Annotated in this window: 10 protein-coding genes; 8 read left to right on the top strand and 2 right to left on the bottom strand. The window is 42.4% G+C overall.

What is annotated here, in order from left to right; all coding sequences use genetic code 11:
* The coding region (locus NWP17_RS11005) for a photosynthetic reaction center family protein (RefSeq protein WP_483413724.1) at nt 1-566 on the bottom strand (566 nt) is incomplete at its 3' end.
* A gap of 445 nt (nt 567-1,011) precedes the next feature.
* Between NWP17_RS11005 and NWP17_RS11000 the strand changes: the two genes are divergently transcribed.
* The 8 genes from NWP17_RS11000 to nifJ all read left to right on the top strand — a co-directional run bounded on the left by NWP17_RS11000 (nt 1,012) and on the right by nifJ (nt 14,133).
* Complete coding sequence (locus tag NWP17_RS11000; protein ID WP_280654956.1) at nt 1,012-1,608, top strand: photosystem I assembly protein Ycf4; 597 nt, start codon at nt 1,012-1,014, stop codon at nt 1,606-1,608.
* Nucleotides 1,609-1,651: 43 nt separating this feature from the next.
* Nucleotides 1,652-2,392 (top strand): peptidylprolyl isomerase, encoded by a 741-nt coding sequence (locus NWP17_RS10995; RefSeq protein WP_280654950.1) that lies wholly within the window; start codon nt 1,652-1,654, stop codon nt 2,390-2,392.
* Between the two features lie 66 nt (nt 2,393-2,458).
* Nucleotides 2,459-3,649: a beta-ketoacyl-ACP synthase gene (locus NWP17_RS10990; RefSeq protein ID WP_280654949.1), complete on the top strand. Its 1,191-nt coding sequence runs from the start codon at nt 2,459-2,461 to the stop codon at nt 3,647-3,649.
* Between the two features lie 82 nt (nt 3,650-3,731).
* Complete coding sequence (locus NWP17_RS10985; protein WP_280654948.1) at nt 3,732-5,102, top strand: folate/biopterin family MFS transporter; 1,371 nt, start codon at nt 3,732-3,734, stop codon at nt 5,100-5,102.
* A gap of 79 nt (nt 5,103-5,181) precedes the next feature.
* Entirely contained in the window at nt 5,182-6,663 is a 1,482-nt protein-coding gene (locus tag NWP17_RS10980; RefSeq protein WP_280654947.1) for a carotenoid oxygenase family protein, read from the top strand.
* Nucleotides 6,664-6,792: 129 nt separating this feature from the next.
* On the top strand, nt 6,793-8,691 hold the full coding sequence (ilvB, locus tag NWP17_RS10975) for a biosynthetic-type acetolactate synthase large subunit (protein ID WP_280654946.1): 1,899 nt from the start codon (nt 6,793-6,795) through the stop codon (nt 8,689-8,691).
* Between the two features lie 166 nt (nt 8,692-8,857).
* Nucleotides 8,858-10,300 carry a D-alanyl-D-alanine carboxypeptidase/D-alanyl-D-alanine endopeptidase gene (gene dacB / locus NWP17_RS10970; RefSeq protein WP_280654945.1) on the top strand — a complete coding sequence of 481 codons (1,443 nt, stop codon included), beginning with the start codon at nt 8,858-8,860 and terminating at the stop codon, nt 10,298-10,300.
* Between the two features lie 263 nt (nt 10,301-10,563).
* Nucleotides 10,564-14,133: a pyruvate:ferredoxin (flavodoxin) oxidoreductase gene (gene nifJ, locus NWP17_RS10965; protein ID WP_280654944.1), complete on the top strand. Its 3,570-nt coding sequence runs from the start codon at nt 10,564-10,566 to the stop codon at nt 14,131-14,133.
* Between the two features lie 293 nt (nt 14,134-14,426).
* Here nifJ and NWP17_RS10960 read toward each other — a convergent pair whose 3' ends face one another.
* Nucleotides 14,427-15,668 (bottom strand): type ISP restriction/modification enzyme, encoded by a 1,242-nt coding sequence (locus tag NWP17_RS10960; protein ID WP_280654943.1) that lies wholly within the window; start codon nt 15,666-15,668, stop codon nt 14,427-14,429.
* Nucleotides 15,669-15,677 lie beyond the last annotated feature (9 nt).

The raw sequence follows: 15,677 nt of genomic DNA, 5'->3' as shown, positions 1-15,677 counted from the left end.
TGGAAACCTTGGAAGAATAATAGAAAACGGAAGATGGCAGCCACACCAAAGCTGGGAGCAAAGAACCAGCTAGACTGTCCCAAGGGGTACATCAGGAATACGCTGACAAATACCGCGATGGGCGCAGAAAAGGCGAGGGCGTTATAAGGACGGATGGCTACTAGACGGGCAATTTCAAATTGGCGCAACATAAAGCCAATTAATCCAAAAGCTCCGTGTAGGGCTACGAATGACCACAAGCCACCCAATTGGAACCAACGGGTGAGGTCTCCTTGTGCTTCTGGTCCCCAGAGTAACAACAGGGAGTGTCCCATGCTGTCTCCAGGACTAGATACTGCTACTGTTAGGAAGTTACAGCCTTCTAAGTAGGATGAAGCTAATCCGTGGGTGTACCAAGAGGTAACGAAGGTGGTACCGGTTAGCCAACCGCCTAATGCTAGGTAAGCGCAGGGGAATAAAAGAACCCCTGACCAGCCTACGAATACAAAGCGATCGCGCTTTAACCAGTCGTCTAGTACGTCAAACCACCCTCTTGTACTGGGGGCGCGTCCAACTGCGATGGTCATTGAACTAAAATCCTCTTTTACTAAAATTGCAACGTTTTTTAAGCAACGCCGTCGGCAATTGTCCCGACATAATGCGACTGCAAGGAGGAATTAACGTTTTTTTCAGCATCTGGTGCAGCCCAAAAGCTTCTGAGAACCTGAGAAGTTACCGTCTTGACGAGGGGGATTTCTCAGAGTTACTTCATTACACCTACCTTTGGCTTATGGTTTAGCCTCTGGTAGCTTAATGATTCTTAACTTATCACATTATTTTGGATTTTAGCCTAGTGGGCTAGAGTAAATTAGGTATTTAACACCAACCTACTACTTATTATAAATATCATAATTTTAACAATCTGACACAATTTTTCTCAGAAATCTGAAAAATTTGATCCCTTAACTTGCAAGACCAGCCCCGGAAATGGCAAACTTGAATAGCGAAGAACTCACAGGCCAAGGTAGTTCAATGACGGCATCAACAACAATTAACAAAGGCGATTCCCCCCATGGCGATCGCCAGTATTCCCTTACCCTGCATCAAAATGTGTTGGGTTCTCGTCGGTTCAGCAACTACTGGTGGGCAACTATCGTTACATTGGGAGCCACAGGCTTTTTGTTGGCAGGGATATCAAGTTACTTGCAGGTAAATCTACTCATAGTTACTGATCCAACTCAACTGATCTTTGTACCCCAAGGATTGGTTATGGGATTATATGGCAGTGCGGGCTTACTTTTAGCCTTATATCTATGGCTGGTTATTTTGTGGGATGTAGGAGGAGGCTACAATGATTTCAATCAGGAAACTGGTGGGATAAAAATCTTTCGTTGGGGATTTCCCGGCAAAAATCGCCGCATTGAAATTGACTGTCAGATTCCTGACGTGCGGTCTGTGCGCATAGAGATTAAAGAAGGTCTCAACCCTCGTCGTGCGCTGTACCTACGGGTGAAGGGTCGGCGAGATATTCCTTTAACAAGGGTAGGTCAACCGTTATCTCTAGCAGAGTTAGAAACTACAGGAGCAGAACTAGCCCGCTTTTTGGGAGTACCATTGGAAGGACTCTAAGAAATTCAAATAATAGATACTCTGGTTGAGTCATTAATTGACTATGCGGTTAAAAGTTTCACAATTTCTAGTTGCGTTTTTGATAGTCAGCGCTTTGATGTTGGGAGGATGTTCAACACAGAATGTTACTTCTAACTCAGCAGTAGCTGAGACACAATCTGTATCCGAAACCATAAGTAAGAATATTCCAGGAATGAAAAATTTACCACGCCTCGAAGGTAAAGCCACTGTGGTGATGACTGTTAACGGTTCCCCCATTACTATTGAGGTGGACGGCACTAATGCACCCATTACAGCTGGCAATTTTGTAGATTTAGTCCAAAAAGGTGTGTACGATGGGTTAGCTTTCCATAGAGTTGAGCGCAACCCCCAACCTTTTGTAGTTCAAGGGGGCGATCCCCAAGGCAAAAACCCGAACTTCCCAGCTAATAGACTGGGAACAGGCGGTTACGTTGATCCAAAAACGGGGTCAGAACGTCGGATACCCTTAGAAATTAAGCCCAAAGGCGAGGCAAGCCCAGTTTATAGCAAAACAATTACCCAAACACCTGAGTTGCAACATAAACAGGGGGCAATAGCAATGGCGCGATCGCAATCGCCGGATTCTGCTTCCTCTCAGTTTTACTTTGCTCTGGCAGATTTAGGTTTTTTGGATGGTAACTACGCTGTGTTTGGCTATGTTACCGAGGGCTTTGATGTGGTTAACAAAATTCAGAAAGGCGATCGCATTGAATCGGCTAAGGTAACTCAAGGCGCAGAAAATCTTAAACCCGGGGAAGTTTAGATTTTAGATTTGGGATTTGGGATTTTACTGTAGTCTAAAATACTATGCCCTTACCTGATTCTGGAAATGGTTGTTGTCACTGGTATTGGTTTAGTCTCTGCCTTGGGAAGCAGCTTAGAAGATAGCTGGCAAAAGTTAATCGCAGGTAAATCTGGTATTCAATGGCATCAACCATTTTCCGAACTGGAACCATATCCTCTGGGTTTGATTGGTGAACAACCTGCTGAATTAAAAACTTTGACTGATTTGGTTGTCGATGCTGCATTAAAAGACGCTGGATTAGTTCCACCTTTACCTGATTGTGCTGTGGTGATTGGATCAAGCCGCAGTCATCAGGGTTCCTGGGAGTTGCTGGCGCGGCAAATATATGGAAATGATATCCACCAAACAGCTTTTAATAGTAACAGAGTATTAATAGAAAATTGGTTAGATTTTTTACCTCATATGAACGCCATGGCGGCGGCTCGCCAAATCGGTGCATCTGGCATAGTTTTAGCACCCATGGCCGCTTGTGCTACAGGTATTTGGACCCTTGCTCAAGCCGCTTTACTAATTGAAACTGGGCAATGTCAACGAGCGATCGCGGGTGCTGTAGAAGCCCCAATTACACCCCTCACCTTGTCAGGGTTTCAACAAATGGGCGCTTTGGCAAAAACAGGGGCTTATCCCTTTGACTTACACCGACAAGGATTGGTATTAGGTGAAGGTGGGGCAGCGTTTATTTTAGAATCGCCACAATTAGCAAAACAGCGTCAAGCTAAAATTTATGGCAATATTCTTGGTTTTGGCTTGACAACAGATGCTTATCATGGTAATAAACCAGAATCTACAGGAAAAACTGCGATCGCTGCTGTTCAGCAATGTCTAAAACGAAGTTTACTCACACCAGCTGATATTGATTACATTCATACTCATGGTACAGCTACACAGCTAAATGATGAGTTAGAGAACAAAATTATACAAAATATATTTTCCCATCCAGTGCCAGTCAGTTCTACTAAAGGCTCTACAGGTCACACTCTAGGAGCATCTGGAGCTTTAGGTGTAGCATTTTCACTCTTAGCAATGCAAAGAAACACACTCCCCCCGTGCGTAGGATTACAAACCCCTGGGTTTGATTTAAATCTAGTCATGGCAGCACGTGAGACTCAAGTGCAAAACGTGTTATGTTTCAGCTTTGGCTTTGGTGGTCAAAACGCCGTTATTGCTATGAGTAATAAGCCTATCTCTACAAATAACTTTTTCAGCAAATCCTAAAAAATGATCATCATGACCAAAACCTAGATAGTCAAAAACATATATGATAGGAAAGTAGACAAAACTTAAAAAAAATTATCAAATGCTGATTGACTTCCCAGGTTTGACCAAAGTCAAGAACTCAGTGCAAAAAAAAATTTTCTTGGGTCATGAACCCAGCACCGAGTTAGTTGCAATTGTGACCGTCTACTTTGTCAAAGGAATTTTAGGGTTAGCCCGTCTGTCCATCAGCTTTTTTCTTAAAGATGAATTGTTGTTGAGTCCGGCGGAAGTTTCGACTCTTTTTGGAATTGCCACCCTACCTTGGATTATCAAGCCAGTATTTGGCTTTATTTCCGATGGTTTACCCATATTCGGCTACCGTCGCCGTCCGTATTTAATAATATCTGGAATTTTAGGAGCCATTTCTTGGATCAGTCTGGCGACTATAGTTCACAGTGGCTGGTCAGCAACCTTGGCCATCGCCCTTGGTTGTCTTTCCGTTGCTGCCAGTGATGTTATAGTTGATTCATTAGTTGTGGAGAGAGCAAGAGTAGAGTCCCAAGCAACAGTTGGTTCACTACAATCTCTGTGCTGGGGTGCTTCCGCCTTTGGAGGTTTACTCACTGCTTACTTAAGCGGAATGCTGCTAGAATATTTCACAACACATACAGTATTTTTAATTACCTCCTTATTTCCGCTCATAGTTTCTGCAATAGCTTGGTTAATAGCCGAAACCCCCATTGACAAAAATGCCACAGATACTCAGAGCAACAATTCTCTCAGTATTAAGCAGCAACTGCAGCAACTGCGCCAAGCAATAAGCCAAAAGGCAATTTGGCTACCTACAGTTTTTGTATTTATCTGGCTAGCCACCCCAACAGCTGAGTCAGCCTTTTTCTTCTTCAGCACCAACGAACTACATTTTCAACCAGAATTTTTAGGCTGGGTAAGACTGGTAGTAAATGCTGCTTCTTTACTTGGCGTTTTGATTTTTCAACGCTACCTCAAAAGTGTTTCATTTCGCAAGATTTTCGCTTGGAGTACAGTTCTTTCATCAGCCTTGGGAATGACAATGCTGCTGCTGGTCACACACACTAACCGAGTTTTGGGTATAGATGACCACTGGTTTAGTTTGGGTGATAGTCTCATCCTCACTGTCATGGGGCAAATAGCCTATATGCCAGTGTTGGTATTAGCAGCGAGATTGTGTCCCCCAGGAATAGAAGCCACATTATTTGCCTTACTAATGTCCGTTTCCAACTTGGCAGGAATACTTTCCTATCAATTCGGAGGTATTCTCATGCGTTGGCTGGGTATCACCGAAAATAATTTTGACCTGATGTGGCTATTAGTCATTATTACGAACCTCAGCACACTATTACCACTACCCTTTATTAATTGGTTACCCGCCAACGACCCAGAAACTGAGTCACAGACATTACAGCCTGTTGCGGTCACCAATGGAGAATAAGCATTTTTACTTAATTTAATGCCAGATTCAGAATTAACTGAGTCAAAAATTACCCAATAACTTAAAACTAAATCAGCAAATGCAAACTCTAAAAACTGAAAAATCTTACACTCGTGGCGATTGGCAGGGAGGGTATAAATCCCTTACCGAAGAATTTGATTATGAGATTGATAATGTAGAAGGAGAAATTCCCCCAGAATTACAAGGTACATTATTTAGAAATGGCCCCGGTTTACTGGATGTAAACGGACAGTATATTCATCACCCCTTTGATGGTGATGGTATGATTAGCCGCATCAGCTTTGTCAATGGTCGCGCCCATTTCCGTAACCGGTTTGTCCGTACTGAAGGGTATTTAGCAGAACAGCAAGCGGGAAAAATTCTTTATCGAGGTGTCTTTGGTACGCAAAAACCAGGCGGTTGGTTAGCTAATATTTTCGACTTCAAACTTAAAAACATTGCCAATACCAACGTTATATATTGGGGTGGTAAACTGTTAGCACTATGGGAAGCGGCGGAACCCCATCATCTTGATCCCCATACATTGGCAACTTTAGGTAAAGAATATTTTAACGGTGTTTTATCCACAGGTGAAGCTTTCGGCGCACATCCCCGCATTGACCCTAGTTGTGAGCAAGACAGTGGCGCACCTTGTCTAGTAAATTTCTCCATTAAACCGGGACTATCAACCACAATTACTATTTTTGAAATCAACCCAGACGGCAAAGTTGTCAGACAACACGCTCACAGTGTTCCGGGTTTCTGTTTCATTCACGATTTTGTAATTACTCCCCACTACTGTATCTTTTTTCAAAATCCTGTTACTTTTAATCCTATACCCTTTGCTTTGGGAATACGTGCAGCTGGAGAATGTATTAAGTTTCAGCCAAATCAACCCACTCGGATGATAGTTATTCCTCGTCAATTTCCAGCAGGGGAAACAAAGGTAAAAATTTTAGAAACTCAGTCTGGCTTTGTTTTCCACCATGCTAACGCCTTTGAATTAGGTGATGAAATTGTGATTGACTCCATTTGTTACGAATCATTGCCAGAAGTTGAGCCAGAAAGTGATTTCCGAGAAGTAAACTTTGAAGCAATTTCACCCGGTCAATTATGTCGATTTCATCTCAATCTTCAGGATAGCACAGTTCGACAAGAGATGATTTCTAGTCGGTGTTGTGAATTTCCTAGCATAAATCCTGAAGTCGTGGGACGACCTTATCAATATTTATACTTGTGTGCGGCTGATCAGCCAACAGGTAACGCGCCATTGCAAGCATTACTAAAAATTGATTTAAAGTCTGGAGAAAAACAAGTTTGGAGTGCTGCACCCCGTGGTTTTATGAGTGAGCCGATTTTTGTTACCCGTCCAGGTGCTAAAAAAGAAGATGATGGCTGGGTGTTAGCCTTGGTTTATGATGCTGCCCATCATCGCTCAGACTTAGTGATATTGGATGCCAGTAATATTAATCAAGGTGCCATTGCTAGACTACATCTCCGTCATCATATTCCCTATGGTCTGCATGGCAGCTTCACCTATAGGGTTTTTGATGAACAATAAACATTCTCTGAGTTTTGTTTATGTCGATATTTATATTTATCTAGAGGGCTAAAGTGCAATTTTTCCATTAGAATGGAATACTAATTACAGAATTTACGTGTTAACTTAGCTATCGTCTGAGGTTTGACCGTGACCGTGCGCTTGCCATCCCTAACTAGTCCCTCACAAACCGAAAATCACAATCAGTCTGGTGTTACTAAATCGCCGGTGGTTGCGCCCAAGCGTGCAACTGGTGGTTTTGCTCTGCTTGACAGTCTGCTGCGCCATGAAGTTGAATATATTTTTGGTTATCCAGGCGGGGCAATCCTGCCCATTTACGATGATCTATATAAAGTAGAGGCAACCGGCTCAATTAAACATATTCTAGTTCGCCATGAACAAGGTGCCGCCCACGCCGCTGATGGCTATGCCCGCGCCACTGGGAAGGTGGGGGTATGCTTTGGTACTTCTGGACCAGGGGCAACAAACTTAGTCACAGGTATTGCCACAGCCTACATGGACTCGATTCCCATGATTGTGGTGACAGGACAAGTGCCACGGGCATCAATCGGCACAGATGCGTTTCAAGAAACTGATATTTACGGAATAACCCTACCCATAGTTAAACATTCCTATTTAGTGCGGGATGCCAAAGACATGGCGCGCATTGTGGCTGAAGCCTTCCACATCGCCAGCACCGGCAGACCAGGCCCGGTTTTGATTGATGTGCCCAAAGATGTGGCTTTGGAAGAATGTGATTATGTACCCGTAGAACCGGGAAAAATAAAATTACGCGGCTATCGTCCCACGGTTAAGGGTAATCCCCGCCAAATTAACGCAGCAATTCAGTTAATTCGCAATAGCCACCGTCCCCTATTGTATGTGGGTGGAGGGGCGATCGCCTCTGATGCCCATGCAGAAATTAAAGCCCTGGCGGAGTTATTTAATATCCCCGTAACTACAACATTGATGGGGATCGGTGCATTTGACGAACATCATCCCCTATCTGTGGGAATGTTGGGAATGCACGGTACAGCTTATGCTAACTTTGCAGTGACAGATTGCGACTTGTTAATCTGCATCGGGGCAAGATTTGACGATCGCGTAACTGGTAAATTAGATCAGTTCGCCTCCCACGCCAAAGTAATTCACATTGATATAGACCCGGCAGAAGTTGGTAAAAATAGAGTTCCAGAAGTCCCCATCGTTGGCGATGTGCGAAATGTTTTAATTGATTTATTGCGTCGCTGTGAAGAAGCAGGGATCAAGAACATCCCACACAAAAATCAAGAGTGGTTAAATTTAATTAACCGTTGGCGGCAAGACTACCCCCTCATAGTACCTCACCACCTAGACAGCATTTCACCCCAAGAGGTAATTGTAGAAATTGGTCATCAAGCCCCCCACGCCTTCTACACCACAGACGTAGGTCAACATCAAATGTGGGCAGCCCAATTCCTCAAAAATGGACCTAGACGCTGGATTTCTAGTGCTGGTTTGGGAACTATGGGTTTTGGTGTACCTGCGGCTATGGGTGCAAAAGTAGCTTTCCCTGATGAAGAAGTGATTTGTATCAGTGGTGATGCTAGTTTCCAGATGTGTTTGCAAGAACTGGGAACAATAGCACAGTATGGCATTAATGTCAAGACTGTAATTTTAAACAACGGCTGGCAAGGTATGGTGCGCCAGTGGCAACAAGCCTTTTATGGAGAGCGTTACTCATGCTCAAATATGGAAGTAGGAATGCCAGACATTGAACATCTGACCAAAGCCTATGGCATTAAAGGCATGGTAATCCGCGATCGCCATCAATTAAAAGATGGAATTGCCGAAATGTTAGCCCATAACGGGCCAGTAGTAGTTGATGTTCGAGTTACCAAAGACGAAAATTGTTACCCCATGGTAGCCCCTGGTAAAAGCAACGCTCAAATGATTGGTTTACCCATGCAGCCCCCCAAAGCCGCAGTAGAACCAACTTCTTGTAGCCATTGCGGCACAACCAACCCTCCCAGCCACCAATTTTGCTCAGAATGTGGAACTAAATTGTAAAAATAGGTTGACCATCTGTTAAACCTAACTAAACTTATACGCAGGGGAACTGACTCTCTGCGTTTTTGTCATATAAAATACCTCTCCAACTCTTACTCTCAGACCCTGGAGCGCCTCTGGGTGCAACAAATTCAAACAATCAGCAACGCCAAAATTTATATTGAAAATGTTTAAAACAATCAGCATTAGCTTGGTGTTCTTATCACTAAGTACCCAGATCACCATCACCCAGCAAATAGCCAAAGCAACCACCACCCAAAAAATTTGTCCCGCCCAACTCCAACTAGCTGTAGAAAACATAACCAACAGCCCTGAATTTAATCGAGTGCGTTGGGGAATTTTAGTTAAAAATCTAGCTTCTCAACAAACCCTTTATGATCAAGATGCAGAAAAATACTTTCAACCCGCTTCTAATACTAAATTACTAACAACTGCCGCAGCCTTACAGCAACTAGGGGCAAACTTTCGCATTCGCACTTCTGTTTATCAAGATCAAAATGGGGTTGTGCGTGTAGTTGGTAGAGGAGATCCCAGCTTAAAGCTTCCTCAACTGCAAGAATTAGCTCAACAACTACGCCAGCAGGGTATCAGTCAAATTAACGAATTAGTAGGGGATGATAGTTATTTTCAAGGACAAACTGTTCACCCCAGTTGGGAGTGGGAAGACCTACAAGCTGATTATGGCGCACCAGTCAACAGTTTAATAGTCAATGAAAACGCCTCTGTATTGACGGTTTCCCCCCAAACTCTAGGAAAACCATTACAAATCAAATGGGATCAACCATTTGAAGCATATCAATGGCGAGTAGAAAATAATTCTGTAACTACCCTTAAAGATCAATCAGGATTCCTGACCATTACTCGCGACTTAAAAAGTCCAGTGTTGCGGATTAAAGGGCAAATGGCAGTAAATTCACAGCCTAACATCAGGGCTATAGCTGTGTTTGACCCGACTCAAAACTTTTTGCGCCACTTTCGTCAAGTTTTAGTTCAAGCAGGAATTGCTGTCAAAGATATATCTAACAGTACTGGTGAAAACAACCAACAAGAGCTAGCAGCAGTTGAATCACCACCATTATCTCAATTATTAATGGAAACAAATATTAATAGTAATAATTTGTATGCTGAAGCTTTGCTAAGAGCTTTAGGTATTCAACAACCAGTAAAAAATCATCAAACTACAGCCGATGCAGGTTTAGAAGTTGTCAAGAACGCCTTAACCACATTAGGAGTAGATCCCAGCAGTTATATATTAGTAGATGGTTCCGGGTTATCTCGCAAAAATTTAATCAGCCCCCAAGCCTTAGTGCAAACTTTAGCAGCTATGGCAAAATCACCACAAGCAGAAATTTTTCGCGCCTCTTTACCTGTTGCAGGTGTCAACGGTACTTTAAAAAATCGCTTGCGTAACACTCCAGCTACAGGAATCGTTCAGGCTAAAACAGGAACAATGACGGGTGTAGTTTCTTTATCAGGATATGTCAACCCGCCTGATTATCAGCCTTTAGCTTTTAGTATAATAGTCAATCATTCCAAACAACCCGCTAGAGTTGTCCGCCAATCAATAGATGAAATCGTGGTTTTATTAACACAACTACAGAGTTGTTAATATTTACTCAAAAATTATACATACTCGGTGGTGGTGAGTCTCTGCAAATTAAAAACTCTCGCACCTCCACCCCATCCCAAATAAACAAACACCGCAAAAGCCCAGCAATCAAAGCCGATAAAACATGAGTACATATTTAATATTAAATATATAAGAATATAAGCGTCATATAAAATATAAACTGAAAATCTAAATAGGGCTGACTAAATCAAGGTTTCACCAAGATAAATCATCAAAACCCTGTTCCCCGTTCTCTGTTCCCTATGAATAAAACCTTTGCAACCATTGACGGGAATGAAGCTGTAGCCCGTGTTGCCTACAAATTAAATGAAGTCATTGCCATATATCCCATCACCCCCTCTTCAGCCATGGGTGAGTGGGCAGATACTTGGTCAGCAGCACATCACCCCAACCTCTGGAATACTATCCCCAGTGTGGTGCAGATGCAAAGTGAAGGAGGTGCAGCTGGGGCGGTGCATGGGGCATTACAAACGGGTTCCCTGAGTACCACTTTCACGGCTTCCCAGGGATTATTACTCATGATACCCAATCTCTACAAAATCGCCGGCGAATTGACTAGTACTGTGGTTCATGTGGCCGCCCGTTCCCTGGCTACCCACGCTTTATCAATTTTCGGTGATCATAGCGATGTCATGGCATCCCGCGCCACAGGCTTTGCTTTGTTGTGTTCCGCTTCTGTGCAAGAAAGCCATGATTTTACACTCATTGCCCAAGGGGCTACCTTAGAAAGCCGTGTATCATTTATGCACTTTTTTGATGGCTTCCGCACATCCCACGAAGTGCAAAAAATCCAGTTATTGTCAGATGAGCAATTGCGATCGCTCATTAACCAAGATTTAATTTTAGCCCATCGCGCCCGGTCTCTGACCCCAGACCGTCCCCTGTTGCGGGGAACAGCCCAAAACCCGGATGTGTACTTTCAAGCCCGTGAGGCTGCTAACCCCTACTACCAAGCCACTCCGGCGATTGTCCAACGCCTGATGGATGAATTCGCCCTACTCACGGGCAGACATTACCAAATCTATGAATACCACGGCGCTAGTAACGCTGATCGCCTAATTGTTATCATGGGTTCAGGTTGTGAAACAGTCCATGAAACAGTGGATTACCTCAACGCCCAAGGGGAAAAAGTCGGAGTAGTGAAGGTGCGACTTTACCGCCCCTTTGATGTAGAAAAATTTATAGCAGTCTTACCCACCACAATACAAGCCATAGCAGTGCTTGACCGCACCAAAGAACCAGGTAGCGCCGGCGAACCATTGTATTTAGATGTAGTTGCTGCTATCCATGAGGCCTGGGATAAAACCCCCAAAATTATCGGTGGTCGTTATGGTCTTTCTTCTAAAGAATTTACCCCAGGGATGGTGAAAGCCATTTTTGATCACCTTGGCCAACCACAACTGCAAAATCATTTTACCATCGGTATCACCGATGATGTTAGTCATACTTCCCTGAAATTTAACCCAGATTTTTGTTTAGAAGCAGATAACGTTGTCCGCGCCATATTCTACGGCTTAGGTTCTGATGGTACTGTGGGGGCTAATAAAAACTCTATTAAAATTATTGGAGAAGAAACCGACAATTACGCCCAGGGTTACTTTGTCTATGACTCTAAAAAATCTGGTTCAATGACGGTTTCTCACCTGCGCTTTGGTTCCCAGCCCATTCGTTCAACTTACCTGATCCATCAAGCTAACTTTATTGGTTGTCATCACTGGGGATTTTTAGAAAATATAGACATATTAAAAACCGCTACTTTAGGGGCAACTTTTCTACTTAACAGCCCTTATGATGATCAGATGGTTTGGCGACATTTACCCGAAAAAGTACAACGGCAAATTATAGATAAACAACTTAAATTCTACGTCATCAACGCCAACCAAGTAGCCAGAGATAGTGGGATGGGTGGAAGAATTAACACTATTATGCAGGTGTGCTTTTTCGCATTGGCGGGTGTATTACCCCCAACAGAAGCAATTACTAAAATTAAACAAGCTATTCAAAAAACCTACGGTAAGAAAGGGACAGAAGTCGTAGAGAAGAATTTGCAAGCGGTGGATAACACCCTGGCTAATTTGCATCAAGTAAACATACCCCCCTTAATTCAAATTGAAAATTTAAACCCGAAAACCCAACAGTCAAAACTAGATGCTGCACCCCCATTTGTCCGGGATGTATTGGGGAAAATTATGGCTTGGCGTGGTGAGGATTTACCGGTGAGTGCATTACCCCCTGATGGTACATTTCCCACGGCTACGGCTAAATGGGAAAAACGCAATGTTGCTGAATATATCCCGGCTTGGGAACTGGATATTTGCGTTCAGTGTTGTAAGTGCGTCCTGGTTTGTCCCCATAGTGCTATCCGTGCTAAAACTTATCCCCAGGAAGTACTAGTTAATGCTCCCACTCAGTTTAAATCAGTGGATGTTAAAGATAAAAGTTTTCCTAAGCAAAAATTTACTATTCAAGTCGCCCCGGAAGATTGTACCGGATGCGCCATTTGTGTACATATTTGCCCAGCTAAAGATAAATCTCAGCCATCCCAAAAAGCAATTAATATGACCCAGCAGCTACCTCTGCGGGAACAAGAACGAGAAAATTGGGACTTCTTTTTACAATTACCATCACCTCACCGACTACATTTAAAAGTTAACCAAATTCGCCAACAACAACAGCAAGAACCATTATTTGAGTTTTCCGGGGCTTGTGCAGGTTGTGGTGAGACTCCTTATTTAAAACTATTAACACAATTGTTTGGCGATCGCGCTTTGATTGCCAACGCCACTGGTTGTTCTTCAATTTACGGTGGAAATCTCCCCACGACTCCCTGGACTACCAACGCCCAAGGACGGGGGCCAGCTTGGTCAAATAGTTTATTTGAAGATAACGCCGAATTTGGTTTTGGTTTCCGCCTTTCCCTAGATAAACAAGCCCAATTGGCCGCAGAATTATTACAACAATTAGCCGGAGAACTAGATGAAAAACTGGTTTATTCTCTGCTTCATGCTGAACAAAAAACAGAAGCCGACATTTGGGAACAGCGAGAACGGGTAGAATTATTGAAAAAACAACTTGATCAAATTCTTAGTTATTTGGATCAACCTCTTCTCAAATCCAAAATCCAATTTTTCAAGTCCGTTGCTGATTATTTGGTTAAAAAAAGCGTCTGGATTGTGGGGGGTGACGGTTGGGCTTATGATATTGACTTTGGCGGTATTGATCATGTCTTGGCTAGTGGTCGCAATGTGAATATCTTAGTCATGGATACTGAAGTATATTCTAATACAGGAGGACAGTCCTCCAAAGCCACACCAAAAGCAGCAGTAGCCAAATTTGCCGCTAGTGGTAAACCAGCCCCTAAAAAAGACCTAGGTTTAATTGCTATGACCTACGGAAATGTTTATGTTGCTAGTGTGGCTATGGGTGCAAAAGATGAACAGACCCTCAAAGCTTTTGTAGAAGCAGAAGCTTATGATGGACCATCATTAATTATTGCCTATAGCCATTGCATAGCCCATGGCATCGACATGAGTGGAGGTATGAATCACCAGAAATGTTTGGTAGAATCAGGGCGTTGGTTGTTATATCGCCATCATCCAGAATGGGCAAATCAAGGTAAAAACCCTTTGCAATTGGATATGCGATCGCCCACCAAGTCGGTAGAACAATCAATGTATGAAGAAAACCGCTTTAAGATGTTAACTAAAACCAAGCCAGAACTGGCGAAACAGCTATTAGATCAAGCCCAAGCCGAAGTTAACGCCCGTTGGCAGATGTACCAATATTTGGCAAATATTAGGACTAATATTTGATTTTTGAAATATCCTGATGTCATGGTTTTTGATGGTCTACCCCAATTAAATGATTATGGAAATATAAAAATTAGTGTTTTTTTAGTTGGTTATTTTTCTGATTCAAAAATTGAATCATTGCATACATAGAATTAATAGGAACTGTAATTACCTGTGCTTGATTAAATTGTGATGGTGTGGGATCTCCACACTGGACTAAAACATAAGGAGTTTTAACCATGAATTAGTACAAATATCAGTATATAATAAATGGTGTGTACTTCAGTTGCCTGGTAAAAATTATAATTCAAAAATCATTCAACTGGGAAACTGGGAATTAGTTGATCAATATCTTCCATTATCTGCATAGTTTCCTTGAGAGCAACCACAACTTTTTGATAGTGCAGCACATCATCAAAAGATAAAGTGCGTTTCGCTTTTTTACGGTTTTTCAGCCATTTGTCTAACACCTGATAACCACCAATCTTAAATTCCCAGACTTGTTGGTTAATACCTTCAAAATAGCGGGTTTTATTGATATAAATTCGCTGTTCTGTGGGTTTATAGGTAACTTCTGTGACCGCATTATTACCACTACCTGCCATTTTAGTGATTAACTGATTCAGTTTTTTTGATTTCATCAAGTGCAAATTCACTAATTCTGAACCTTTTTTCCCCAGGTCTTGGAATAGCTGATTATTACTGGTTAATGGTATCCGGGGAAAGTCTATTTTGAGAAATTCGCAGTAGCGTTGGCGATAGGTGGGGTTGTGGAGGATAGCATATATGTAGTATAATATAGCTTCTGGTGTGGGGACATAACCCAGTTTTTTACGAATTGCGGTGATAAAATTGGAACTGAGATTAGGCGATTTTTCCTTAAATAAACTGCCTTGTTGATCTGTAGTATCAGGATAAAGGTAAAGAGGGAAAACTTGATTAACCTCTCTGGTAGTTGTTGATATTACACATGACTCTGCTGGAACATTTGTACACCAGACATGATAAAACCCAAGAGTAGCTTGCTGCCTTGAACAAAGCAATGATAAATTTTCCTTAGTCATATTTTGTTGTAATACAAATCTAGGATAATCCATTGCCACTGTACTAAAATAACAAGGCCGCCAGTCAAAAGGTCTATAAAGGCAAACTATTAGCCACTTTTCCCAGTCATGATCAAGACGGATTTGTTTCCGGGCATTTTCTACCTGCCAATCTCTGTTATTTTTTATTTGATATTTCTGTTTAATTTCATCATCTGATAACTTAACATTTCTAAATTCCTCAAATCTTTGGTAGAGATACTCCCGGTCAAAATCAATGGCGAAATGATCTCTTGAAGTAATAAAACCAAGACTGTTAGTAGGCATAATTTCTGTAATTTTCCAGCCCTGGTTGTATTCACTCAGTAAATCTTGATTTTGGGGTACAAAAAGATAAAATGGTGACTTGGGAAATATTTCTGTCCATGGAATTGTAGTCACATCATTTTCTTCCAGAAAACTATATTTGTCTTCTCGTGACCCCCATAAATCAAAGTGATAAAATCGAGTCATAATACAACC

This window comes from Chrysosporum bergii ANA360D, assembly GCF_029891735.1.
Taxonomy (GTDB): domain Bacteria; phylum Cyanobacteriota; class Cyanobacteriia; order Cyanobacteriales; family Nostocaceae; genus Umezakia; species Umezakia bergii.
Note: the sequence above shows the minus strand (reverse complement) of the source record. Positions and strands in the feature narration are given on the sequence as shown.